This window comes from Okibacterium endophyticum (genome assembly GCF_054780075.1).
On record NZ_BAAGXA010000012.1, the window covers coordinates 1 to 22,819 of the forward strand.

General features: G+C 66.2%; 22 protein-coding genes and 1 pseudogene. 10 read left to right on the forward strand and 13 right to left on the reverse strand.

What is annotated here, in order from left to right:
• Positions 1-164: 164 nt before the first annotated feature.
• The 3 genes from ACYVF5_RS14085 to ACYVF5_RS14095 are packed head-to-tail and all read right to left on the reverse strand — an operon-like array spanning position 165 to position 3,145.
• Positions 165-1,175 carry a glutathione S-transferase family protein gene (locus ACYVF5_RS14085; protein ID WP_460947492.1) on the reverse strand — a complete coding sequence of 337 codons (1,011 nt, stop codon included), beginning with the start codon at positions 1,173-1,175 and terminating at the stop codon, positions 165-167.
• Between the two features lie 43 nt (positions 1,176-1,218).
• Positions 1,219-2,127, reverse strand: coding sequence for a cation diffusion facilitator family transporter (locus tag ACYVF5_RS14090; RefSeq protein ID WP_460947494.1), 909 nt, complete (start codon positions 2,125-2,127; stop codon positions 1,219-1,221).
• Positions 2,128-2,167: 40 nt separating this feature from the next.
• On the reverse strand, positions 2,168-3,145 hold the full coding sequence (locus ACYVF5_RS14095) for a diacylglycerol/lipid kinase family protein (protein ID WP_460947496.1): 978 nt from the start codon (positions 3,143-3,145) through the stop codon (positions 2,168-2,170).
• Positions 3,146-3,270: 125 nt separating this feature from the next.
• Between ACYVF5_RS14095 and ACYVF5_RS14100 the strand changes: the two genes are divergently transcribed.
• Positions 3,271-4,434: a glutamate--cysteine ligase gene (locus ACYVF5_RS14100; RefSeq protein WP_460947498.1), complete on the forward strand. Its 1,164-nt coding sequence runs from the start codon at positions 3,271-3,273 to the stop codon at positions 4,432-4,434.
• Positions 4,435-4,575: 141 nt separating this feature from the next.
• Here ACYVF5_RS14100 and ACYVF5_RS14105 read toward each other — a convergent pair whose 3' ends face one another.
• The gene (locus ACYVF5_RS14105) at positions 4,576-5,151 is read right to left on the reverse strand and encodes an NADPH-dependent FMN reductase (protein WP_460947500.1); all 576 of its coding nucleotides are present in this window, start codon (positions 5,149-5,151) and stop codon (positions 4,576-4,578) included.
• 150 nt (positions 5,152-5,301) lie between these two features.
• Here ACYVF5_RS14105 and ACYVF5_RS14110 point away from each other — a divergent pair, with 150 nt between their 5' ends.
• The 5 genes from ACYVF5_RS14110 to ACYVF5_RS14130 all read left to right on the forward strand — a co-directional run bounded on the left by ACYVF5_RS14110 (position 5,302) and on the right by ACYVF5_RS14130 (position 10,884).
• Positions 5,302-5,682, forward strand: a complete 381-nt coding sequence (locus ACYVF5_RS14110; RefSeq protein ID WP_460947502.1) for a winged helix-turn-helix transcriptional regulator — start codon at positions 5,302-5,304, stop codon at positions 5,680-5,682.
• A 241-nt stretch (positions 5,683-5,923) separates the two neighbouring features.
• Positions 5,924-7,306, forward strand: a complete 1,383-nt coding sequence (locus tag ACYVF5_RS14115; RefSeq protein ID WP_460947504.1) for an NAD(P)H-dependent oxidoreductase — start codon at positions 5,924-5,926, stop codon at positions 7,304-7,306.
• A gap of 69 nt (positions 7,307-7,375) precedes the next feature.
• The gene (locus tag ACYVF5_RS14120) at positions 7,376-8,122 is read left to right on the forward strand and encodes a FadR/GntR family transcriptional regulator (RefSeq protein WP_460947506.1); all 747 of its coding nucleotides are present in this window, start codon (positions 7,376-7,378) and stop codon (positions 8,120-8,122) included.
• Positions 8,123-8,197: 75 nt separating this feature from the next.
• The gene (locus ACYVF5_RS14125; protein WP_460947508.1) at positions 8,198-9,526 is read left to right on the forward strand and encodes an MFS transporter; all 1,329 of its coding nucleotides are present in this window, start codon (positions 8,198-8,200) and stop codon (positions 9,524-9,526) included.
• Positions 9,527-9,600: 74 nt separating this feature from the next.
• The gene (locus ACYVF5_RS14130) at positions 9,601-10,884 is read left to right on the forward strand and encodes a four-carbon acid sugar kinase family protein (RefSeq protein WP_460947510.1); all 1,284 of its coding nucleotides are present in this window, start codon (positions 9,601-9,603) and stop codon (positions 10,882-10,884) included.
• 38 nt (positions 10,885-10,922) lie between these two features.
• Here the strand turns inward: ACYVF5_RS14130 and ACYVF5_RS14135 are convergent, their stop codons facing one another.
• The 5 genes from ACYVF5_RS14135 to ACYVF5_RS14155 all read right to left on the reverse strand — a co-directional run bounded on the left by ACYVF5_RS14135 (position 10,923) and on the right by ACYVF5_RS14155 (position 16,679).
• Complete coding sequence (locus ACYVF5_RS14135) at positions 10,923-11,411, reverse strand: FBP domain-containing protein (protein ID WP_460947512.1); 489 nt, start codon at positions 11,409-11,411, stop codon at positions 10,923-10,925.
• 303 nt (positions 11,412-11,714) lie between these two features.
• Positions 11,715-13,124 carry a hypothetical protein gene (locus tag ACYVF5_RS14140; protein WP_460947514.1) on the reverse strand — a complete coding sequence of 470 codons (1,410 nt, stop codon included), beginning with the start codon at positions 13,122-13,124 and terminating at the stop codon, positions 11,715-11,717.
• Positions 13,114-13,866, reverse strand: coding sequence for a TIGR03943 family putative permease subunit (locus ACYVF5_RS14145; protein WP_460947516.1), 753 nt, complete (start codon positions 13,864-13,866; stop codon positions 13,114-13,116). The genes ACYVF5_RS14140 and ACYVF5_RS14145 overlap by 11 nt, the downstream gene beginning before the upstream one ends.
• A 7-nt stretch (positions 13,867-13,873) precedes the next feature.
• A complete protein-coding gene (locus ACYVF5_RS14150; RefSeq protein WP_460947518.1) occupies positions 13,874-14,947 on the reverse strand; it encodes a permease in 1,074 nt (357 codons plus the stop codon).
• 172 nt (positions 14,948-15,119) lie between these two features.
• Positions 15,120-16,679 carry an MFS transporter gene (locus ACYVF5_RS14155; protein WP_460947520.1) on the reverse strand — a complete coding sequence of 520 codons (1,560 nt, stop codon included), beginning with the start codon at positions 16,677-16,679 and terminating at the stop codon, positions 15,120-15,122.
• Between the two features lie 46 nt (positions 16,680-16,725).
• On the opposite strand from ACYVF5_RS14155, the gene ACYVF5_RS14160 reads away from it, so the two are divergent.
• Positions 16,726-17,274, forward strand: coding sequence for a TetR/AcrR family transcriptional regulator (locus ACYVF5_RS14160; protein ID WP_460947522.1), 549 nt, complete (start codon positions 16,726-16,728; stop codon positions 17,272-17,274).
• Between the two features lie 125 nt (positions 17,275-17,399).
• Here ACYVF5_RS14160 and ACYVF5_RS14165 read toward each other — a convergent pair.
• The 3 genes and pseudogenes from ACYVF5_RS14165 to ACYVF5_RS14175 form a co-directional block, all read right to left on the reverse strand.
• A pseudogene (locus ACYVF5_RS14165) lies at positions 17,400-17,654 on the reverse strand (ABC transporter ATP-binding protein); the annotation flags it as partial.
• A 158-nt stretch (positions 17,655-17,812) separates the two neighbouring features.
• Positions 17,813-18,961, reverse strand: a complete 1,149-nt coding sequence (locus ACYVF5_RS14170) for a sensor histidine kinase (RefSeq protein ID WP_460947524.1) — start codon at positions 18,959-18,961, stop codon at positions 17,813-17,815.
• On the reverse strand, positions 18,951-19,631 hold the full coding sequence (locus ACYVF5_RS14175) for a response regulator transcription factor (RefSeq protein WP_460947526.1): 681 nt from the start codon (positions 19,629-19,631) through the stop codon (positions 18,951-18,953). Before ACYVF5_RS14175 ends, ACYVF5_RS14170 begins: the two co-directional genes overlap by 11 nt.
• A gap of 149 nt (positions 19,632-19,780) precedes the next feature.
• On the opposite strand from ACYVF5_RS14175, the gene ACYVF5_RS14180 reads away from it, so the two are divergent.
• Positions 19,781-20,440 (forward strand): M15 family metallopeptidase, encoded by a 660-nt coding sequence (locus tag ACYVF5_RS14180; protein WP_460947528.1) that lies wholly within the window; start codon positions 19,781-19,783, stop codon positions 20,438-20,440.
• On the opposite strand, the gene ACYVF5_RS14185 is transcribed toward ACYVF5_RS14180, so the two are convergent.
• Positions 20,413-21,132 (reverse strand): NAD(P)H-hydrate epimerase, encoded by a 720-nt coding sequence (locus tag ACYVF5_RS14185; RefSeq protein WP_460947530.1) that lies wholly within the window; start codon positions 21,130-21,132, stop codon positions 20,413-20,415. The two genes, ACYVF5_RS14180 and ACYVF5_RS14185, sit on opposite strands and share 28 nt — an antisense overlap.
• Positions 21,133-21,342: 210 nt before the next feature.
• On the opposite strand from ACYVF5_RS14185, the gene ACYVF5_RS14190 reads away from it, so the two are divergent.
• Positions 21,343-22,122, forward strand: a complete 780-nt coding sequence (locus ACYVF5_RS14190) for an ABC transporter ATP-binding protein (protein WP_460947532.1) — start codon at positions 21,343-21,345, stop codon at positions 22,120-22,122.
• The gene (locus tag ACYVF5_RS14195) at positions 22,109-22,819 is read left to right on the forward strand and encodes an ABC transporter ATP-binding protein (protein WP_460947534.1); all 711 of its coding nucleotides are present in this window, start codon (positions 22,109-22,111) and stop codon (positions 22,817-22,819) included. The genes ACYVF5_RS14190 and ACYVF5_RS14195 overlap by 14 nt, the downstream gene beginning before the upstream one ends.

Here is a 22,819-nt window from a genome sequence, read left to right on the forward strand (position 1 = left end):
CGCCCGAGAAGTCTTCAACGCCCTCAAAACCGACCTACTCATCACTTGACTTCTATAGGACTATCCACCGGGAGGTCTCGACAGGCTCGACCACCGGGAGGTCTCGACAGGCTCGACCACCGGCGTGGGGTTTCGACAGGCTGGGCCACCGGCGGTTCGGACCGTTAGATCTCTGGCACTCGCTCGCCGGGCGGCGGCGGGCCCGGTGGCGTGCCGTCGCCGAACGGGCGCCCTCCGAGCTCTTCCCGGTGGTGAGGGCTGAGCCAACCGCGGAGGTCGGGACCCACCGGAACGATCCCGGTCGGGTTGATGTCGCGATGCACCACGTAGTAGTGCTCCTTGATCTGAGCGAAGTCGATGGTGTCGCCGAATCCCGGGGTCTGGAAGAGGTCCCTGGCATACGCCCACAGCACCCGCATCTCGCTCAGCTTCGAGCGGTTGCACTTGAAGTGGCCGTGATAGACGGCGTCGAAGCGAGCCAGTGTGGTGAAGAGCCGGACGTCGGCCTCTGTGATCGTGTCGCCGACCAGGTAGCGGCGTGTCGCGAGCCTGTCCTCCAGCCAGTCCAGCCGGGAGAAGAGCGCACTATAGGCGCGCTCGTATGCCTTCTGCGATCCCGCGAAACCCGCCTTGTACACCCCGTTGTTGACGTCGCGGAAGACGTGCGAGTTGACCTCGTCGATCTCTTCCCGCAGCTGTTCGGGATACAGGTCCGGCGCCCCGGGGCGGTGGTGGTCGGCCCACTCTGTCGAGAAGTCGATGGTGATCTGCGGATAGTTGTTCGTGACCACTTTTCCGCTCGGAACATCCACGATCGCCGGCACCGTGATTCCGCGCGGATAGCCCGGAAAACGGGCCAGGTATGCCTGCTGCAGGCGCTCGATGCCGAGCACCGGGTCCGCCCCGCCCGGATCGAGGTCAAACGTCCAACTGCGCTCATCGTGGGTCGGACCGGGAAGGCCGAGCGAAATGGCATCCTCGAGACCGAGCAGTCGCCGAACGATGATCGAGCGGTTCGCCCACGGGCACGCTCGAGCCGCGATCAGCCGGTAGCGACCGGGTTCGACGGGCCACCCGTCACGGCCGTCGCGGGTGATGCGGTCTTCGATGTAGTTCGTGTCGCGGTTGAACTCTCTGCCCGGTTCGACATAGCGTCCCTGGGGTGTCTCTGCCATGGTTCGAGCATATGACGATGGATGTGAACGACCACCGGCGGACTCAGAAACTGAGGGATGCCTCGTCGTTGACCGAGAGCGAGAGCACAGCGGTCTCGACGACCGGATGCTCTTCGATCGACTTTTCGATGCGCCGGAGTTCGCGCGCGACGTCGTTCTCTGCCTCATCACCGGCCAGGTCGACAGCCGCCACGAGATAGAGGCGATCGGGCCCGACGTATTCGACATGCAGGTAGGTGACCCTGTCGATGTCGGGAAGATCGAGCAGCAGACGCCCGATGCGTGAACGCAGGTCGGATGAGATGTTCGCTCCGACGAGAAAATGCCTGTTGCGATCGATCAGCACAATCGCCACGATGCCGAGGAGCACCCCGATGAGGATCGACCCGATCGCGTCGTACACCGCGTCGCCCGTCAGCTGGTGCACGGCGATGCTCCCCGCCGCGATCACGAGGCCGATCAGCGCCGCCGAGTCCTCGGCGACGACAGCTCGAAGGGTCGCATCCGAGGTGCTGAACACGTGCCCGAAGGTCGACTGGCCGCGTTCGTGTGCGCGCCGTCTCGCCTGCACGATCGCTTGTGTGAACGAGACCCCCTCCAAGACAAACGCGACAGCGAGCACGATGTAGGCGGCGAGAGGCGATTCGACCGGTGCCGGGTTGCTGAGCTCCTGGATGCCGTGCATCACCGAGACGACGGCGCCGGCGATGAAAATACCCAGGGCGGCGAACAGAGACCAGACGTATGCCTCTCGCCCGTATCCGAAAGGATGCCTGTCGTCCCGCGGCTTGGCCGAACGCCTGTCGGCGACGATGAGGAACACCTCGTTGCCGGCATCCGCCCAGGAGTGCGCGGCCTCGGCCACCATCGATGCAGAGCCGGTGATCACCGCGACCACCGTTTTCGCCGCGGCGATGAGGATGTTCGCCACGAACGCGATGATGACAGTCATGTCTGTCCTCCCCCTCCGGGCGCCGCTCCCGGGCGTGCGCTCAGTCGTCCTGCGGTACCCGCACGAGCAGTCCGCCGGGATCGATCCAGGTGCGCAACGCCGTGGCCTCGCCGAACTCATCGCCGTCGAGCTCGATGGGTTCTGGGCGGCTCAACCGCACGGTGAGCTTCGACCCTCGAATGTAGTTGAGCGCCTTCACGTCGTTCGTCATCAGTTTGCGGCCGAGCCGTGAGCGGCGCAACACCCCGTTCTCCCACACGATCTTCACGGTGATCTGCACCCACCCGATGAACCCCTCCGGGCGCAGCACGATGATGTCGAGCAGCCCGTCGTCGACGGCGGCATCCGGCAGCAGGATGACGTTGGCACGCAGCGAACCGCAATTGCCCATGATGATGGTGTGGGCACGCACCGACCGCGTGCGCTCCTCGCCGAGCTTGTAGCGCATCCGCAGCCGGTTCTTGTCTGTGAGGGCCTTGGCGATCGCCCCCACATAGGCGAGCCAGCCCACCTTCTTCTTGAGCTTCTCGTCGGTGTTGGCCAGCATCTTGGCATCGAGACCGAGGCCTGCCATCACGAGAAAGGCGTAGCGGTCGGTGGATCCGTCTGCCCGCTCGATGGCGATCCGGGCGATGTCGATCGGCCGGTTCTCTCCGGTGAAGGCCGAATGCACCGAATGCTCGACGTCGTCGAGAGTGAGGTCGAGATTGCGGGCGAGCAGGTTGCCGGTGCCAGACGGAAGCAGTGCGATCGGCACGTCTGTGCGGGCCATCGCCTCGGCGACCGCGCGAACGGTCCCGTCGCCGCCCGCGGCGATCACCATCGCCGCGCCCTCTTTCAGGGCCCGGGCCGCTGCGCCGTGACCGGGGTCGTCGACAGACGTCTCGTACCAGTGCGTCTGGCCCCACCCCGCGGCATCCGCCTCAGCGGTCACAACGTCTCTGACGGCGTCGACATCGAGTTTCACCGGGTTGTACACCACAGCGGCGAAACGTTCAGAAGAGGAGGAGTCCGTCACTGCCCCACCATGGCCCGAAACGGGTGCGAAGACAAGGTGCTGTCGGATGCCCACAGGCGCATATGCACAGGGGACGCCCGGGTCAAGGGGGCGTTTTCCCGTGACGGGTCGGCCAGAATCAAACCATGTCCATCGACTTCGCGCCGTCTGAGCGCTCACTTCTCGGCATCGAATGGGAGATCGCCTGCGTCGATCGCACCAGCGGCGAGCTGGCGCCAGCCGCCCCAGAGATCCTGGCGAAGCTGGGCAGAGCATCCGGGTTTCCGCACGTGACAGAAGAGCTGCTCACGAACACGGTGGAGCTCGTGAGCGCTCCCCATCGACGGGCGAAAGACGCCGTGGCCGAACTGACCACCATGGTCAGGCGCATTGCCGACATCTCCGAGCCGCTGGGCGTCGCACTCATGGCGGCGGGAACACATCCGTCGAGCCAGTGGTTCCGCCAGGAGGTGACACCGGGCAGCCCCCGGTACAACCGGATCATCGAGCGGACCCAGTGGTGGGGCCGCCAGATGATGATCTGGGGTGTGCACGTGCACGTGGGCATCGAGGACCGGCGGAAGGTGCTTCCGATCATCGCGGGGCTGCTGACCTATCTGCCGCATTTTCAGGCTTTGAGCGCATCGAGCCCGTTCTGGGCGGGGGAGAAGACCGGATACGCCTCGAATCGCCCGATGCTGTTCCAGCAGCTGCCGACGGCGGGGCTCCCACCGCAGATGGACGAGTGGTCGGACTACGAACACATCATCGACGACCTGATCGGAGCCGGTGTCATCGAGGAGTCCACGCAGCTGCACTGGGACATCCGCCCGTCACCGAAGTGGGGCACCATCGAAGTGCGCGGGTTCGACAGCATCTCGACGGCGCGCGAGATCGGTGCGATCGGCGCGCTCACCCAGTGCCTGGTCGAACACCTCTCGTCTGAGCTCGACGCGGGGCGCGAGATCGAACGACTGCAGCCGTGGTTCGTGCGCGAGAACAAATGGCGAGCCGCGCGCTACGGAATGGACGCCAGGGTCATCAGGAACCCGGCGGGCGAGCAGGTCGTCGTGTCAGAGGACCTGCTCACCCTGGTCGAGACGCTCACGCCGGCGGCCGAACGGCTCGGATGCCTCGACGAGCTCGACGGGGTGCGCGGCATCGTGCGGAACGGCGCCAGCTATCAGCGCCAGTTGCGGGTCGCAGACGAGAACGACGGCAGCCTGAAGTCGGTTGTCGCCTCGCTCGTGGCCGAGTTGCGCGACGCGACGGGCGAGACTCCGCTGGGGGCGTTCAGCGAGTCGGCGTGAGCTCCGGCGGTCCGCTGCTGCCGCTGCCGGTGACCCGGGCGCTCGTCCCGCCCATCGCCCCGTCGCGGCGTGCTGCCGCTGGTCGAGGTCGGGGCTTGGACCGGAGCCCGAGCCCCGACCGGTCGTGTCTGAGCCGGGGCCTCAGCCCACCGGGACCGTCCGGGCGTGCAGCGGCTCGAGCGCCCTCGTCCACGCCACGAGCTGGTCGAGCATCGTGTTCAGTGCGGGAAGTTGCGAGTCGGTCGGCATAAACGTGCTGTAGTTCTCGAATTCGGTGGCGAGCGAGAGCGCCACCTGGCTGCGCACGGTTGCGAGCTGCAGCTCTGCCGCGATCAGCCGTAGCTGCTCGACGGCGCGAGCACCGCCGACGCTGCCGTAGCTCACGAATCCTGCGGCCTTGTTGTTCCACTCGGCATAGAGGTAGTCGATGGCGTTCTTCAGCACTCCAGAGGTCGAGTGGTTGTACTCGGGGGTGACGAAGACATAGCCGTCGAACTCGGCGATCTTAGCCGCCCACCGTTTGGTGTGTTCGTTCGCGTACTGCCCCAGCGACGGAGGAACCGCCTCGTCGAGGTGTGGCAGGGGGTAGTCGGCCAGGTCGACGAGCTCGAATCGAGCGTCTGAACGCTGTGATGCGATGTCGTGGACCCAGCGGGCGACCGCCTCGCCGTTGCGCCCGGGTCGTGTGCTGCCGACGATGATGCCGATGGTGGTCATGGTCCTCCTTATGGTCAATGGATGACTGCGGGAACGATTCGTTCCCGCAGCCGGTTACCACTAGTGCGTAACGGAGGATCTCTGCGAAAAGTCCCTCGTTGGCATACGCACTTTGACGTGCTTCACGAACACAGAGAGACGTAAACCGCAATGACAACGAAGACCGGATTCCTTCAAGGCCCGTCGTGTGACGAGCCGGATGCCGTGGCGCTTGTGCGAGACATCCTCGCGCGTGTCGGCGACAAGTGGACGCTGATGGTCGTCGATGCGCTCTCGCGAGAACCGATGCGGTTCACCCGGCTGATGGACGAGGTGCCGGGCATCTCGCATCGTATGCTGACGCGCACGTTGAGAGCGCTCGAACGTGACGGCATAGTGAGCCGCACGGCCTTCGCCGAGGTCCCGCCGAGAGTGGAGTACGCGCTCACCCCTCTGGGGGACACGCTCACAGAACCGGTTCTCGGATTTGTGAGGTGGGTGGATCGGAATCGTCACGAGGTCGAGGCCAACCGGGCGGCGTTCGACGCCTGACGTTCCACATGTCCTCCGGCGTCGACCCGGGGGATGACGCCGACAGCGCATCGCGACCGACCGTTTGGATGCCCGATCCTCGTCGTCGTCGCCCGCGTGCGCCGTGCAGCCGAGCAAAACGCGATCCCACTTGACATGATGGTCAGACCTTCCATATGCTCGCTCCGTATAGAAGGTCTGACCATCAGCCCATCGTTCATCGGTTTCCGACACGGTCGGCGGCACTACGAAGGAGTGGTTCGTGAATCTCTTCACGCTCATGCAGAAGCGCACAGCGGCGGCGGGGCCCATCAGGGTGGGCGTCATCGGCGCAGGCAAGTTCGCGTCGATGTTCCTCACGCAGGCTGTCGGCAGTCCGAACATCCATGTGGTCGGCGTCGCCGACATCGACGTCCCCAAAGCGAAGGCCGCGCTCGAGCGCACCGGCTGGCCGTCCGAGCGTTATGCGGCCGCCTCGCTCGACGAGGCCCTGCGAACCGGTGGAACGGCGGTCATCAACGACTCCACAGCCCTCATCACACACCACGGCGTCGAGGTGATCCTCGAGATCACCGGGAACCCGCTCGTGGGAACCTTTCACGCCGTCACCGCGATCGACCACGGCAAGCACGTCATCATGGTCAACGTCGAGGCGGACTGCATGGTGGGCCCGATCCTCCGGCGTCGCGCCGAAGCCGCCGGCGTCATCTATGCGATGGCGTACGGCGACCAGCCCGCCCTGATCTGCGAGCTCGTCGACTGGTGCCGCACGGTCGGCTTCGATGTTGTCGCAGCGGGCAAGGGCACCAAGTATCTGCCGGAGTACAACTACTCAACACCCGACACCGTGTGGGACTACTACGGCTTCACACAGGAGCAACTCGACAGCGGGGACTACAACCCCAAGATGTTCAACTCGTTCCTCGACGGCACCAAGTCGGCGATCGAGATGGCGGCTGTCGCGAACGGCACCGGTCTCATTCCGCAGGACGAGGGCCTTCTCTTCCCCGCCGCCAGCAAGGACGACATCCCCACGGTCTTCCGCGAGGACCGGTTCAACGGCGGCAGCCTGACGCGACGCGGCACCGTCGAGATCGCCTCGAGCATGTATCGTGACGGGCGCGAGGTGCCAGACAACCTCCGCTGGGGTGTGTACGTCACGTTCGAGGCCACCACGGACTACGCGGTGCAGTGCTTCAAGGAGTACGGGGTGCACACCGACGAGACCGGGCGCTACGGGTCGTTGTACCGCCCCTATCATATGATCGGGCTCGAACTGAGTGTCTCGATCGCGGCCGCCGTCCTGCGGGGCGAGGCGACCGGAGCCCCGACCGGGTTCCGCGGCGACGTGGTCACCACGGCCAAGAAGAACCTGGTCGCGGGCGAGACGCTCGACGGTGAGGGCGGCTACACGGTGTTCGGCCGACTGGCGCCCGCAGAGCTCTCGCTCGAGAGAAACGCTCTGCCGCTCGGCCTGGCCCACGGTGCCAAGCTGATCCGTGACGTGCCCAAGGACCAGATGGTCTCGTGGAACGACGTGGAACTCGACGAGACGCAGTTCGCCGTGCGGATCCGCCGCGAACTCGAGTCGGAGTTCCGCGCCGAACACGCGGTGCTCCGTCCAGCAGCCGGTCTGACCTCCTAACCATGAGAACTACGATGGATGCATTGTGCCCCGTCACAGGCGGGGCCGTGCGACCGGAAGGACTCGAGAATGGTGGCGAGCGGCGGAGCGTGGGAGCCGGTACAACGCATCAGGACCTACGAGCAGGTGATGGCGCAGATCGAGGAGCGGATCCTCGACGGCAGACTCAAAGCGGGCGACCATCTGCCCAGCGAGCGCGAACTCGCCGTCTCGCTCGGCGTCTCACGGCCCTCTCTTCGCGAATCGCTCCGGGTGCTCGAAGCACTCGGCGTCGTCGAGATCAAGAGAGGCGGGGGCTCCGACGGCGGAGCTGTGCTTCTCTCCACTCCGGGCGACGGCATGGTGAACCTGCTCAAGCTGCAGATCGCCCTGGCGCATTTCAGCTGGCAGGACGTCCTCGAAACGCGGCTCTCCCTGGAGGCCTGGAGCGTAGAGGAGGCCGCCTACCGAGCTGATCCGAACGATCACCAGGAGCTCAGCGCGATCCTTGACAGAATGGACGACCCGGCGATCGACTCCGCGGAGTTCAACCGGCTGGATGCCGCCTTCCACATGAGGATCGCCGAATCCACCGGGAATGCGCTCACGTCCCACTTCATGGGCTCGCTCCGCACGGCGATCCATCGCCAGATGGTTCAGATGTACGCCGAGCTCGAGGACTGGCGAAAGACCGCAGAGACGGTTCGCGCCGAGCACCGCAGCATCCTCAACGCCGTCGTCGACGGTGAGGGGAAGTCAGCGGCGGAACTGGTGAAGAAGCACATCACCGACTTCTACAAGATCGATGTTCACAGCGGGAGCAGCGCCGCGACCTAGCCAGACAGGTTCTGCTCCCCGGCCGGCGCGCCTCACGGGCGCCGGCAGCGATATCAAGGGAGATACGAACCGACAATGACCACAGTGACCACCCCGCAAACAGACCGCGCACAGAACGGCTCGCCCGACAAGCTCCGCACCGCTATCGGCAGCGCCGTCGGCACGACGATCGAGAACTACGACTTCCTCGCATACGGCACGGCCGCCGCGCTCTACTTCAATACCGTCTTCTTCCACGCCGACGACCCCGTGGTCGGGGTCCTGCTCGGTTTCGCGACCTTCGGCATCGGCTTCGCCATGCGCCCGCTCGGCGGTGTCATCGGCGGCTACCTCGGCGACAAGATCGGCCGCAAGCCGGTGCTGGTCGGTGCGCTCCTGCTGATGGGCATCTCCACGGTCCTCATCGGCCTGCTGCCCACGTACGAGCAGGTCGGCCTGCTCGCCCCGATCTTGCTCACCCTCATTCGCATCATCCAGGGCATCGCGTTCGGTGCCGAATGGGGTGGTGCGATCCTGATGACATTCGAGCACGCACCGTGGAAGAAGCGCGGAAAGTACACAGCCATCCCTCAGGCAGGCGTCCCTCTCGGGCTGCTTCTGGCCAACCTAGTGTTCCTCTGGTCGACAACCCTTGAGAGTGAGCTGGCCTGGCGCCTGCCGTTTCTGCTCTCGTCGGTGCTGATCATCGCCGGTTTGATCATCAGGGCCAAAGTGTCGGAGTCGCCCGAGTTCGTCGACACCAAGACCGCCGGCCTGGTGGTCAAGAATCCGCTCACAGAAGTGTTCAAGAAAGACTGGAGGACCATCCTCCGCGTCATCTCGCTTCGCCTCGCCGAGTCCGGCGGCTTCTACGTCATCGTCACATATATGCTCTCCTACCTCACCAGCGGCGACGAACCCATCACAGACAGGGCCACCGCGCTCACGGGTCTGGTCACGGCCGCAGCGCTGGGACTTCTCACAACGATCCTCTTCGGTGCGCTCACCGACAGGATCGGCAGGAAACCCGTTTATGTGGGGGGCACGCTGGCGCTCATGGCCTTCGCCTTCCCGATGTTCCTGCTGGTCAACACCGGTGTCCCCTACATCATCGTGTTCGTCTACATCGTTGCGATGTCGATCATCCACGATGCTCTGGCCGGCACGCAGGGCGCTTGGTTCTCGGAGCTCTTCAACACCAATACACGCTCCTCTGGCGCCTCGATCGGCTACCAGTTCTCGGCCGCGATCTCGGGGTTCATTCCGCTGATCGCCACAGCGGTCGCCGTCCCCCTGGGCTGGGGCGGTGTCGCCTGGGTGTACCTGGGCTGTGGATTGATCGGCTTCATCGGCGCCATGCTGACCCGCGAGACGTGGGGCAGGGAGCGGAGGGCCGAGGTCGACAAGCTCATCGCGAGCGCGTAGTCCGCCCGTTCAATCGATGGGTGGGTCAGCTGACGCACTGGCCCACCCTGCCGACCCTCCGACAAAGGAACCAGATGAAAACCATCGTCCTCGATGACGACCCCACCGGCACCCAGTCCGCCAGCGGTGTGACGGTGCTGCTGTCCTCCGACGCGGACCGCATCACCGACGCGCTCCGCGAGGCCGATAGCGTGTACGTGCAGACCAACAGCAGAGCGTTGCCAGAGGCCGAGGCCGTCGCCCTCGTCACGCGCATCAAAGCCGACGGCGAAGAGGCGTCGCGACGCCTCGGCGATCGGGTCCGATTCGTTCTGCGCGGCGACTCGACTCTGCGCGGGCACGTGTTCGCCGAGACCGAGGTGTTCCTCGACGACGACGCCGTTATGCTCTTCGCGCCAGCTTTTCCCGAGGGCGGACGCACCACGCGCGGCGGTGTGCACTACGTGAAGGTCGACGGGGCAGACGTGCCGGCGCACGAGAGCGAGTACGCCAGCGATCCGGTGTTCGGATTCTCATCCGGCCACCTCGCCGAGTTCGTCTCCGAGAAGTCGGGCAGAGCGACGGTCACTGTTCCCCTTTCCGAGGTCAGGGCCGGCGGCCTCGCCCGGATCCTTGTGGACGCGCCACGCGGATCCGTTGTCGTCCCCGACGCGGTCACGGCACAGGACATCACCGACATCGCCACGGCCACCGAGGCGGCGGCAGCTGGCGGGCGGCGCATCGTGGTCCGTTCGGCCTCACCGCTGGCTGCAGAGATCGCCGGTGTGACGAGCAGAGGGCTCCTGCCCATGCCCCTCGTCGACGGCGAGCAGGCTGTGCTGCTGGTGTGCGGCTCGCACACACTCGGTGCGACCGCGCAGCTGCGGCCGGTTCTCGAACACTGGGATTCGCAGGCGGTCATCGAGACAGACGCCGCGCTGGAGGATCCCGTTGCCGCGGGCACGGCGGCCGCCGAAACAGCCGCGGCATCCTTTCACCGTTGGCCCGTTGTGGTCGTGTCGACCGAACGCCGCCGATCGGCAGAGCACAACACCCTCGACCACGGCGAAAAGGTGATGGCAGCGTTGACCACGGCGGTGCGCGCGCTGATGCCGAACGTCTCGGTTGTGGTCTCGAAGGGCGGGATCACCTCGGCCGAGGTAGCACGCGTGGGCATCGGTGCGACCTCCGCCACGGTGCTCGGTCAGGTTCTGCCCGGTGTCTCCGTCTGGCGGATGACCGCCTACGATTCGCGCGAGATCCTCTACGTTGTTGTGCCGGGAAACGTCGGCGGGCAGAACACTCTGATGACGGTTCTCGAGGCGGTAGGCATCCGCCCGCAGGAGCGCAGTGCGTCCGGCGCAGGTGGCACCGGGTGACGGGGTGACCGGGTGACGGCCCGCCGGCGTGCCGCGCCCTACTCGCCGTCGCGCACCTTCCGCACGAAGTTCTGGACGTGCGCCTCCAGCGACGCGATCCGCTGCTGACGCGCCGCCTCGACATCGAAGCCCACGTATGCCGTTGCCGGTCGTTTTCGCACGTTCGCCGAGCACTCGAACTCGGAACAGACGAGCGTGCCCACGGTGTCTCCGTTCCGCCCGGCGCCCCCGGCGCGCTTCACGCTGAAGAACACCACGTCGTTGGGAAGAAAAACGTCTTCGCACCACGAACACTGGGGGCGTGTGCGCGGAATGCCGTCTGCTCGGCGAAGAAGGATGCCGACGGGTGCGTCGTCGAGGTTGACCACGACGTAACCGATGCTCGGCGTTCTGCGGTCGCGCCAGCCGAGGTAGCTGAGTTTGTCCCACTCCACCTCGGTGAGGTTCGGCGGAACGATGCTGCGACGCTCTCGGAGCGACGCGTTGACGAATGATGCCTGAATGCGTTCTTCTGTGAGGGGAAGCATGAATATTCCTGACTGTCTTGTCTCGCCCACCTCCCACTGGAGACGAGGAGTGATCCGGATACGGCGTTCCGCGTCGGCGGTTGCCGGTGGAGAAGCACGGCGCGCCACGATGGGCGCGACGGTGCCGGGTGACCATCACTGAGAGAAGACAGCGTTATCTCGTGCCGGCGAAAGAGACGCCGGCAACCTCCAGACGCCGCGCGGGCGGAGAAGACGAGATGAACTGTTGCACGACGACGAGTTTACGCGTTTCTCTCGAGGCCGGCATCCCCCCGCCGCGGGCGGAGGTGACCCGTCGCATCCTCAGTTGCACCAGCTCGGCAGAAGACCGTCGATCGTGATGTCGACCGTGTCATCAGTGGTATCGGTGACGAGCACCTCTCCACGGGCGGAGAACGGCGCGGCGCCCTGCTCGCCATCGGCAGGGCTGTCGCTCAGCGCGATGGCGATGTACTGACCGTTCGGCGACGCGCAGATCCTCTCGACAGAGAGCGCGTCGTCGTCGCTTTCGTAAAGCGTCCGCGTCGTCGTCGCGTCTGAGTACACCACCAACGAGCCGATCTGATCGTATGTGACGTCGTCGCGCCGCACAAAGGTCTCGACGAACGATGGCGCATCGGTGTCGCTCGCAAGCACGAGAAGGTCGTCGGAGTACAACCGGGGATCGTCCTGGGGCTGAGGCGCCTCGATCGTCGCCGTCTCACCGGTGAGCAGGTCGATCGTCGAGCCGTGAGTCGGATCAGCCACGATCAGCGTCTGGGTTCCGGGAATGAACCGCCGCAGCTCGGCGTGCTGACCGAGGGGAATGGCGGGGTGGGAGCCGAGCGGGTCGACGAGGACGAGCGCCTGGTCGAGTGCCTGATAGACCAGAGAAGACGAGCCGGGCACAAAGGTCCAATCGAGCGCGGACAGGGGCAGTCCGTCGGCGCCGACGAGTTCGAACGCCTCTCCCGAGGTGCCGGCGAGATCATAGAGCGCAATGGAGTCCGCTGTGCCGTCGCTCTTGCGCAGCAGGTAACCGAACATGTTCGCGGTTGTGGAGGAGTGCAGTTCGAGGGCTGTGGCATTCGACGGGATGGGAATCGTGATGTCGTCGCCGTTCGGCTTGTGCACGACGATCGACGACGCTCCGTCGGCATCCTCTGTGAGCACAGCGAGCACGGTGCCGATCTCGACGTACTCCAGGATTCGCGGTGCGGAGAAGACGACCGAGCTCTCGCCCGAGCCGAGGGAGGATCGTGTGATCGTGTCGTCGCCCTCCGGATCCTTGACCAGAGTCAGCACGTCGAGATCGGGGGTGGCGATCTCGGCCTCGAACGTCGACGAGCCCCTCGTCTGCATCCCGGTGACACCCTCGACCGCGATGCTGTACTCGTCGTTGTTGCGGAGCGCGGTGTCGAACTGCAGCACCAGGGTGTTGTCTGTCACCGTGACATCGAAGGTGCTCGGCGGTTCCACGCTCACCTGAGAGGCGTCGATGTCGTCCAGCGGCTGGTTGGCGACGAAGACCACCGTCTGCTCGTTTGAGCTGACGAGGCTCTGAGGGTCGAACTGCACCGTTTCGAGCCGGGGACCGCGTTCGGCATTGGCGATGGTGAGCCCGACGGTCGCGGCGGCGAGCGCGACGAAGACGATGATCAGGACTCGTCGATATCGCCGTGCCCCTCGCACCACGGAACGGGGCGGGTCGAGAGGCGGCAGATCAATAGACATAGGGTTCAGCGGGTTCGTCGATGGGTGTGACCTCGTGTGGAACTATCGCGTATCTCTCCGTGCCGCTCGAACTCGAGCCAAGGGTGCCCGTGACGTTCACCCACTCGCCCTCGTCGAGGCGTTCGGCCCACCCCGGCTGATACACGGCCAGCCCCATCGGCGTCGCGTCGACGGCGCAGCACGTGATCGAGAACCGCGCCACGTAGAACACGTTCTCCGGGTCCGCAGGGTCTGGCGACACGAATCCGTCCACGTCCACCGGGTTCGAGGCGAGGAAATCCTCGCTCACGCCCATCTGCAGATACAGCGACCAATCCTTGACGGTGAAGGTCGAGGTGTCTGCTCCCGTGAGCGCGGTGTCGATCTGCGGTGCCGAACCCGACGAAGAGGAGCCGTTGACCGTGCGCTGCTGCGCCGTGGCGACGGTGAGGGTCGTCGGAGGCAGAACGAGGAGCGCGAAGGCCGCGACCACGATGATCGCGATCGCGCCCAGTGAGCGCACGGGTCGGAACCGCCGTGGGGCGCGCCCGGCCGTCGGCCCGTGTTCGTGATGGTTATGGTCGTCTGCGGTGGGGACCACCGCGAAGGCGGCTATCGCGAGAACACCGCCGATGAGAGCCATCACCGTGGTGAACACGGTGTACCGCGGGTGGATGTAGAGGCCCAGCTGACCACTGAACGCGAGCCACATCGTCGCCACGATGCCGACCAGGCTCAGGAGGAGACCCTGCCAGCGACGCATAAACCGATTACGCACTCAGGTTCACCACCAGTCCGAGCACGAGCGCGCAGAGGGCGACGATCGCGGTCACCACGGCCAGGGTGCGTGTGGTGTAGGTCGTGCGCATCAGGCTCAGCATCTTGATGTCGATCATCGGTCCGAACACCAGGAACGCGACGATGCCCCCGGGCATAAACGTGGATCCGAGCGAGAGGATGAAGAACGCGTCGACACTCGAGCAGATCGAGACGATGAAGGCCAGCAGCAGCAAGGCCACAACCGACCAGAGCGGGTTGCTGCCGAGCGCCGAGAGCACGTCCCGGTGGATTCCCACCTGGATCGCTCCGGCGATCCCGGAGCCGATGAAGAGGGCCGGCAGCATCGCCGAGGTCTCTTCGGCGAAGGAACGGGCGCTTCTCTGCATCTTCGAATCGGCGCCGTGCCCGTGACCCTGCGCGTCGCAGGCCGCCTGGAAGGAGGGCGTGATCAGCTTCTGGGGGGTCGGATGCACGCTGATGATCGCCCCGACGAGGTTGGCGATCACCAGTCCGCCGAGGATCCGTGAGACCAGGATGCCGTCTTCCCAGCCGAACGCCTGATAGGTCGTGATGATCGTCACGGGGTTGAGGATGGGGGCGGCGAGAAGGAACGTGATCGAGTCGGACACGCTCAGCCCGCGGAGCATCAGGCCGCGCGCGAGCGGCATGTTGCCGCATTCGCAGACCGGGAACAGCACACCGAGGAGTGAGAGCACGAACCGACGGAGGAGCGGCGATCGCGGAAGACGTCTCAGGAGAAAGTTCTCTGGCAGCCAGACCTGGACGACCGTCGAGAGCACGATCCCCAGGAAGACGAACGGGAGGGACTCGATGACGACGCTGATCGAGAGGGTGAAGAAGTCCTGCACAGCCGGCGCGATGTCCCACTCGAACGACGACGCGACGATCCGAATCGTCACGAAGAGCGCGATTGTCATCGCGGCCAGAACGAGCCAGCGTCGTCCCGGACGCCGCGAGCGAACCCTCGTGAGGGATCGCGCGTCGAGGGTGTCTGAGGCGTCTGGGACGGGGCTTTCGTCGATGTGCGAGGTCGAGGACGTCACCGACACCTCCTGATCACTCGACGACTGCGTTTATGATAGCGGGCTTGAATGGGAAGGCCGGTGACGACGCTCGGCTGAACCGGTCCACACTGCTCCTCCATGTGACCTTTCCGGACGCATGTGGCCACCAGAACGGCCACATGCGTCCGGAAAGGTCACATAGGGGGGCGGATCAGGCCGTCCGGCGCCGCATCATCAGCACGCACACCACCACCGCGATCACCATCAGGCCGGCGCCGATCGCCGAGGTGAGGGTGATGCCCGAGTCGAACGCGGCCCGAGCCGTCTGCAGCAGGCTCTCGCCGATGTCGCCCGGCAGGTCTTCCGCGACCGATACAGCTCCGCCGAGCGTGTTGTGGGCGGCGTCCTGTTGTTCCGGGGTCAGGCCGTCAGGCAGCCGGAGGTGGGACTGGTAGGCGGCGGTCAGTGCACTGCCGAGCACGGCCGTGCCGAGAACGGCGCCGAGCTCGTATGCGGTCTCTGACACCGCAGAGGCGGCCCCGGCCTTCGCCTCGGGCACGCTCGAGACGATCATGTCGTTCGACAGCGTCTCGGCAGCGCCGACGCCGGCTCCGAGAATGCAGAACCCCAGGATCAGGCTGAACACAGACACGTTCTCGCCGACGATCGCGGTGAAGGTATAGGAGACGGCGCTGAGAGAGACGCCGATCGCCATCACGAGCTCGGCCCGCACCCGGCGCACCACGCGAACGACGAGAAGTCCTGCGCCGATGATCACAAGGGTTCCGGGCACCATGGCGAGAGCGGCATCCAGCGCCGTGAGCCCGGCGACGAGTTGCAGGTGCTGTGCGGCGAAGAAGATGAAGCCGACGAGGGCGATCACGCTCACGAGGTTGACCATCACCCCGCCCGCGAAGGCGGGAAGCCGGAACAGGCGCATATCGAGCATCGGATTCGGTCGCCGCAGCAGGCGCCTCACGAAGAGGATGCCGCAGGCGACGGCGGCCAGGACGAGTCCGACGGCAAGAGGGTCGATGCCCTCGACGGCGATGTGCTTGATCGCGAAGACCCCTGGCGCAAGTGCGCCCATCGAGAGCAGGATGCTCGGGATGTCGACGGGTCCCGGGTCTGGGTCGCGAGACTCTGTGATGAGGATCGGGGCGAGCACAAGCAGCGGGATAAGGATCGGCACCGCCACGAGGAACACGGAACCCCACCAGAAGTGCTCGAGCAGCACACCTCCGAGGATCGGGCCGATGGCCGAGCCAGCCGAGAACCCGGTCGCCCAGACCGCAATGGCGAGGCGGCGTTCATTGCGGTCGGTGAAGGTGCTGCGCAGCAGCGACAGCGTGGCCGGCATGATGCTCGCGCCGAAGATGCCGAGCAGGATTCTGGCGACCAGCAGCAGCTCTGCGGTGTGCGCGAAAGCAGCGAGCGCGCTCACGATGGCGAATCCCGAGCAGCCGATGAGCAGCATCCGCCGCCTGCCGAAGCGGTCGCCGAGGTTGCCCATGGCCACGAGCAGGCCGGCGAGCACTAGCGAATAGACGTCGATGATCCAGAGCTGCATCGGGCCGCTCGGCTGCAGGTCGCGTGCGATTGAGGGGATGGCGAAGCTCAGCACGGTGTTGTCGATGGCGACGAGCAGTGTCGGCAGCGTGAGCACACCGAGTGCAGCCCAGTTGCCGGCGGTCGCTGTGCGCTGTGACGGCGGTGAGGTTCGGCGCTGGCGTGCTCGACCACGCGCGAGTGGGGTGTGTTCCGAGGGCATGGCTTAACTGTACCGTCTGGACGGTTTTCTTCGCTACACTTGTGTGATGGCCCGCCGTTCCAACTCGTCGCGCGAGCGCGTCCTCGACGCGTTCGAGGCACTTCTGCGAGACCGCGGGGAGCGCGCGGCCACCCTCGACGCCGTCGCCGCGGCCGCCGGAGTCTCGAAGGGGGGACTGCTCTACCACTTCAGGTCGAAGCGCGCCCTCGTCGGCGGCCTGCTCGAGCGATTCGATGCGCTGTCAGAGGGTGAGCTCGAGAAGTACCGCACCGATCCACGCGGTGTTGTGGAGACGTTTCTTCGGCTCTCTCTGACGATCGACGAGAGGTTCGATCGCACGTTCTTCGCCGTGATGGCGCTGTCGCAGTCCGGCAGATACCCGGACACGCGTGTGGCTCTCGAGGCGACGATCAGCGGATGGTACAACGTGATCCACGAAGACATCGGCGACCCGACCGTCGCCAGGATCGTGCAGGTGCTCGGCGACGGACTCTATTACGGATCGGTCTTCGAGGGGGTGCCTCGGGTGACCGATGCCGAGATGGACAACATTCTCGAGGCGATCTTCGGGATGCTGCGGCGTTCGTCGGGCTGAGATCTCGTGCACAACCGCGGAGGCCCGCTGACGACACGTGTGCGATTCCGGGCGAATCCTGGCAGGAGGCCGCGCATCTCCGCAGTTGTGCACAGAGGGGAACGACGTTCATCGCCTGAACGCCGTCACACCTCGCCGGCGGGTTCGGCCTCGGCCTCAGCGACGTCCGCAGGTTCGGTGAACTGGGCGTTGTACAGCGCATAGTACGCCCCGCGTGCGGCGAGCAGCTCGGCATGGGTGCCCTGCTCGACGATGGATCCGTTGCCCATCACGAGAATGAGGTCGGCGTCGCGGATCGTCGACAGCCTGTGCGCGATGACGAAACTCGTGCGATCCTGCCTCAGGGTGGACATCGCCTGCTGCAGCAGCAACTCGGTGCGGGGTGTCGACGGGACCTGGATGTTCGGTGTCTGAGGTTCCGGGTGGCTGAACGGAGGCGCCGCGTCACCCGTTCCATGCGCCCCGGCGCACAACACCCGCTCGTTGGGCCCGGTGCTCGTTGGGCCCGGTGCTCAGGATGTTGGTGGGGATGCGCGGGTCACGGGTGAATCTCGGGCGGCAGGTCGACCTCGACGATGAGCCCGCCGCCTGCTCTCGGAGCGATGCGCAGCGTTCCGCGATGCACCTCGGCGATCCGCGACACCAGCGCAAGGCCGAGGCCGTAACCCCGTTCTCGCCCCCGTACGGTGACCCGCCCGTCTCCGCGCAGAAACGGCTCTGTCAGCCGCTCGGCGGACTGAGGGGTGTACACGGCGCCGCCGTTCTCGACGCGAAGCACCGCACCGGTGTGGTCATGATCCGTTGTGATCCAGACGGTGCCCTGGTGCTCGTTGTGCCTGATCGCGTTCTGCACGAGGTTCGCGGTCAGCTGCGCGAGCAGGGTCGCGTCTCCCCGCGTCGGTGCCGCCCGCAGCTCCGGCAGAAGAACGACCCCGTGACGCTCGGCCTCGCCGCGCTGTTCGTCGAGCACACGACCGGCGATCTCGGCGAGGTCGAGCGGGTCGGATGCCACGGGGGCGGCGTTCACGTCGGCGAGCTTCAGAAGCGCCTCGGTCAGGCCGATCGCCCTGTCGTTGGTGATCTTCAGCCGAGTGAGCAGCTCGTCGTCGCGTCGGCTGCCGGGGTCGGACGCGGCGACATCCAACAGCATCGAGGTCACCGAGAGCGGGGTGCGCAGTTCGTGCGACGCGTTCGCGGCGAATCGTTCCCGGTGCTCGAACGCTTCGCGGAGGCGGTCGAGCATGTGGTCGAAACTGTCGGCGAGCTCCCGGAACTCGTCGTTTCGCCCGGTCAGGTGAATCGGATGGGTGAGGTCGCCCGATGCCGCGACGCGCGCGGCGTCGTTGATCAGGTGCAGGGGCTTCAGAATCCAGCCGGCCAGGAACCAGCCGCCGATGCCGCCGACGGCGCCGAGTGTGAGCAGCAGGTATCCGCTGCTGCTGACGAGCGCCTCGAGGATCTCCTGCCGCGACGGGACGGGGGTCTGGGAATCTCGGGGGTTCGATGCGGTGAGCGGGTAATCGGGCACGTAGCGGAGAACCAGGTAGACGCCGAAGAGCGTGGCCGCGCCGGCGACGACGAGAAAAACGACGTAGCTCAGCGCCAGGCGCAAGCGTGCGCTGAGGCGCAGGCCCCTCCGGCGGTACAGAACATGCCCCGGCGGTGACGAGTGGGGCTCATCGCGCACCGGATGCCCCTGGCTGAGAAAGGCGGTACCCGGCGCCGGGAACGGTCACGATCAGGTTCGGTTCCCCGAGGGCCTTTCGCAGGGCCGACATCGTCACACGCGGTGCGCTGGTGAAGGGGTCGGCGTTCTCGTCCCAGGCCTTCTCGAGAAGTGTCTCTGCGCTCACCACACCGCCGTCCGCCCGCATCAACAGCTCGAGCACGGCGAACTGCTTGCGCGCGAGCTGAAGATAGCGCCCCGACCGGTAGACCTCATGGCGGAACGGGTCCAGCCGCAGATCGGCGAACTCCAGCACGGGCTGAGCCGTCGCGACCGGCCGCCGGGCGAGCGCCCGCAGCCTCACCACAAGCTCCTCGAGTGCGAACGGCTTGGTGAGGTAGTCGTCGGCACCGAGCCCGAAACCGCCCACCTTGTCTGTCAGCCGTGTCGCGGCCGTGAGCATCAGGATCCGGACGGCCGGATGCTCCCGCGCGACGATCGCGCACACCTCGTCGCCGTGTGTGCCCGGGATGTCGCGGTCGAGAACCAGTGCGTCGTAGTCGTTGACCGCGATCCGTTCGAGCCCCTCGTCACCGTCGAAGACGACATCCGCCGCGATCGTGTTCTGCTTCAGGCCCGCCTGAATCGCTTCGGCGAGAAAGACCTCGTCTTCGACGACCAGCACACGCATTCTGTTCCTTCTCGCTCGGGTGAGGCCAGCTTAGGTGCGGCGATGTTGCGGAAATGTATGGTGAGCAGCTTACGTCAGCGCAACAGCCCATCTGGTGACCTGGTTCAGGCCGCATCCCGAGCGAACACGGCGGCCAGAAGGAGCACACCATGATGCAAGCAGAAAGAGGAACACGGCGTCGCCGGGCCCTCGTGACCGGTCTCATCCTCGTCGGGGTCGGTGCCGTCGCATTCGGAGCGTCCGTCGCAGCCGCCCAGGCGATCACGGGCGCGCTCAACGGGCCGGCGCAGATCGCGGACCAGGATGCCACGGGGGTGTCGCCCGGTTCCGCTCCCGCTGACAGCGCCCCCGTCAGCATCGAGCAGGTGACCGTCGACGACGGGTACATCGCGGTCGGCGACTCCGTGTCGCCGTTCGACGATGCCCATCCGGCGATCGCGAAACTCACCGAAGAGCTGCGCCTGGCCGTCCAGCGCGCCGCTGCGGCGGCAGAGGCGCAGGGGGTGACCTTCGTCATCAACAGCGGCTGGAGGAGCGCTCGCTATCAGCAGGCCCTGCTCGACGACGCGGTGCAGCGGTACGGGAGTCTCGACGAAGCGCGCAAGTGGGTGAGCACACCCCTCGAATCCGCCCATGTCACGGGTGACGCCGTCGACGTGGGATACGCAGACGCCGACAGCTGGCTCAGTCAGCACGGAGCCGAGTACGGCCTGTGCCAGATCTATGCCAACGAGATGTGGCACTTCGAGCTGGCGACAGAGCCGGGCGGAGAGTGCCCGCCTCAGCTCACCGACTCCTCCGCGGGGTAGCGCCCGCTCCGCGCCACCCGCTCGAGCTCCTCGCCGATGCCGATGTCGACGACAACGATCTCGCCCGCGTAACCGCGGCCCGGTTCGCGCAGCAGGCCGGTTTTGCACGCGGCGAAGGTGACGGTCAGATCGGCGGGCAGAACCGTGTCGTCCGGCGCAGCACCGGTCGTCGGATCGATGCCGCTCGGGATGTCGACGGCGACGACGGCGGGGCGACCGTCGCCTCGCAGAACGGGCAGGATGCAGCGGACGACGTCTCGTGACAGGCCTCTGAGCGCAGGGTCTGCGCTCGTCCCGGTGCCGAGGATGCCGTCGAGCACCACGTCGGCCTCGCCGGCTGCGTCGGAGACGCTCTCGATGAACCGATCCGGCTCGTCTGCGTCTCTGTCGAGAAGACGGGCGCCGGCGTCGAGGGCGGCAGCGAGACCGGCCGCGTGGATGCGCGAGGCGGTCCGCGCGATCTGCACGTCGCATCCGTCTGCGGCCAGCTCCGCGCAGGCGAAGAGGGTGTCGGCGCCGTTGTTGCCGCCGCCGGCGAGCGCGAGGATGCGTGCCCCCGCATGGTCGCTGTCGCCGAGCAGCTTCCCGACCGCTTCGGCGAGACCGTGCGCCGCCCGTTCCATGAGGGGGATGCCGGCGTCGAGGTACGGTTCTTCTGCCTCGCGCATCTGCCGTGCGGTGTACGCCTTCACCCACCCCACGATAGCTCCGCGCCCGCCCCGCGCCGAGACGTGATCCCGGGCGAAATCGGTGCGGATGGGTCGCTCGGGAGCCACCCCGCTAGTGATAACAATCGTTATCTCAAAATCGTTGACAATCTGGGCCAGGATCCGTACGGTGCTTTCACGGGGTCCTCACCCGCCCCGTTCCTACCCCCTGCAACGACGCGAACGGAGGCAGACATGGCCATACGCCTCACGCTCGACGCGGTCGAGCTGCGCTTCGGGGGCATCACCGTGCTCGACAGGGTCAGCCTGACGGCGGAGCCCGGTGCCGTTCTCGGTTTGATCGGCCCCAATGGCGCGGGCAAGACCTCCTTGTTCAACTGCATCAGCGGCCATTACCGCCCAAGCGCCGGCTCCATCACCATCGACGGAACCGAGGTGCGAGGATGGCATCCGTCGCGCCTGGCCCGCCAGGGTCTGGCCCGCACCTTCCAGCACCCGGCGCTGCAGCTGCAGGCGACAGTGCTCGAGAACGTTGTGCTCGGCGGGCACAGCCGCCTGCCCGCAGGTCCTGTCGAGTGGGCGTTGCGCCTTCCGCCCACCGGCCGCAGCGAGAAGGCGATGCGGGCGGAGGCGCTCGAGATGCTCGAGCGCAACGGACTGGGCTGGGCGGCGCACCTGCCGGCCGACGAGCTCTCGCACGGCCTGCACAAGGGCATCGAGCTGTGCCGCGCGCTGCTGATGAAGCCCAGGCTGCTGCTGCTCGACGAGCCGGCCGCAGGCTTGTCGCACGGTGAGGTGGAGGGCTTCATCGAGACGATCAAACGGGTGCGAGACGAAGAGGACATCACGATAGTCGTTGTGGAGCACCACATGGGCCTCATCTCGGCTCTGAGCGACCGCGTCGTTGTGCTCGACCACGGCCGCAAACTGATGGAGGGCACGGCCGCCGAGGCGCAGTCCGACGCACGCGTGATCGAGGCCTACATCGGAAAGGACGCCGATGACGCTGCTTGAGCTGGAGGACGTCACAGCCTCGTACGGCCCGGTCCAGGTCATCGAGGGCGTCTCTCTGAGCGTCCCAGACGGCGGTGCGGTCGGGATCCTCGGGGCGAACGGCGCCGGCAAGACGACGACGTTGCGGGCGATCAGCGGCACCGTGCGCACCGGTGGTCGCATCGTCTTCGACGGACGCGACATCCGCGGAATGCGCCCAGATCAGGTCGCGGCCCTCGGCATCGCCCACGCTCCCGAAGGTCGCGGCACCCTCGGCGACCTCACGGTGCTCGAGAACCTGCGCGTCGGAGCGTACCTGCGCAAGGACCGCAAAGAGATCGCAGACGACATCGACTACTGCCTCGACCTGTTCCCGAACCTGAAGGAGCGCATCGGCTCGAACGCGTCGGCGCTCTCGGGCGGCGAGCAGCAGATGCTCGCGGTCGGGCGGGCCTTTATGGCGAAGCCGCGACTGCTGATGCTCGACGAGGCCTCCCTGGGGCTCGCGCCCGGCACCGCCAAAGACGTCTACGAGGCGATCCGCCGGCTGCGCCTGGAATCGGGTATGGCGATGCTCATCGTCGAGCAGAACGCGAACCTGGCCTTCTCGCTGGTCGACACCGCCACCGTGCTCGAGACCGGACGCAGCATATTCTCGGGCACATCTGCCGAGCTCAAAGGGCGCGACGAGATCCGTCGCGCCTACCTGGGAGGGTGA

What these genes read in the sequence shown, in the direction of transcription:
- ACYVF5_RS14125 (WP_460947508.1), top strand. Translation starts at nt 8,198, where the DNA reads ATGACCACAGTGACCACCCCGCAAACAGACCGCGCACAGAACGGCTCG.
- ACYVF5_RS14090 (WP_460947494.1), bottom strand. Translation starts at nt 2,127, where the DNA reads ATGACTGTCATCATCGCGTTCGTGGCGAACATCCTCATCGCCGCGGCG.
- ACYVF5_RS14155 (WP_460947520.1), bottom strand. Translation starts at nt 16,679, where the DNA reads ATGCCCTCGGAACACACCCCACTCGCGCGTGGTCGAGCACGCCAGCGC.
- ACYVF5_RS14120 (WP_460947506.1), top strand. Translation starts at nt 7,376, where the DNA reads ATGGTGGCGAGCGGCGGAGCGTGGGAGCCGGTACAACGCATCAGGACC.
- ACYVF5_RS14140 (WP_460947514.1), bottom strand. Translation starts at nt 13,124, where the DNA reads ATGTCTATTGATCTGCCGCCTCTCGACCCGCCCCGTTCCGTGGTGCGA.
- ACYVF5_RS14130 (WP_460947510.1), top strand. Translation starts at nt 9,601, where the DNA reads ATGAAAACCATCGTCCTCGATGACGACCCCACCGGCACCCAGTCCGCC.
- ACYVF5_RS14135 (WP_460947512.1), bottom strand. Translation starts at nt 11,411, where the DNA reads ATGCTTCCCCTCACAGAAGAACGCATTCAGGCATCATTCGTCAACGCG.
- ACYVF5_RS14105 (WP_460947500.1), bottom strand. Translation starts at nt 5,151, where the DNA reads ATGACCACCATCGGCATCATCGTCGGCAGCACACGACCCGGGCGCAAC.
- ACYVF5_RS14160 (WP_460947522.1), top strand. Translation starts at nt 16,726, where the DNA reads ATGGCCCGCCGTTCCAACTCGTCGCGCGAGCGCGTCCTCGACGCGTTC.
- ACYVF5_RS14145 (WP_460947516.1), bottom strand. Translation starts at nt 13,866, where the DNA reads ATGCGTCGCTGGCAGGGTCTCCTCCTGAGCCTGGTCGGCATCGTGGCG.
- ACYVF5_RS14100 (WP_460947498.1), top strand. Translation starts at nt 3,271, where the DNA reads ATGTCCATCGACTTCGCGCCGTCTGAGCGCTCACTTCTCGGCATCGAA.
- ACYVF5_RS14195 (WP_460947534.1), top strand. Translation starts at nt 22,109, where the DNA reads ATGACGCTGCTTGAGCTGGAGGACGTCACAGCCTCGTACGGCCCGGTC.
- ACYVF5_RS14190 (WP_460947532.1), top strand. Translation starts at nt 21,343, where the DNA reads ATGGCCATACGCCTCACGCTCGACGCGGTCGAGCTGCGCTTCGGGGGC.
- ACYVF5_RS14110 (WP_460947502.1), top strand. Translation starts at nt 5,302, where the DNA reads ATGACAACGAAGACCGGATTCCTTCAAGGCCCGTCGTGTGACGAGCCG.
- ACYVF5_RS14175 (WP_460947526.1), bottom strand. Translation starts at nt 19,631, where the DNA reads ATGCGTGTGCTGGTCGTCGAAGACGAGGTCTTTCTCGCCGAAGCGATT.
- ACYVF5_RS14085 (WP_460947492.1), bottom strand. Translation starts at nt 1,175, where the DNA reads ATGGCAGAGACACCCCAGGGACGCTATGTCGAACCGGGCAGAGAGTTC.
- ACYVF5_RS14180 (WP_460947528.1), top strand. Translation starts at nt 19,781, where the DNA reads ATGATGCAAGCAGAAAGAGGAACACGGCGTCGCCGGGCCCTCGTGACC.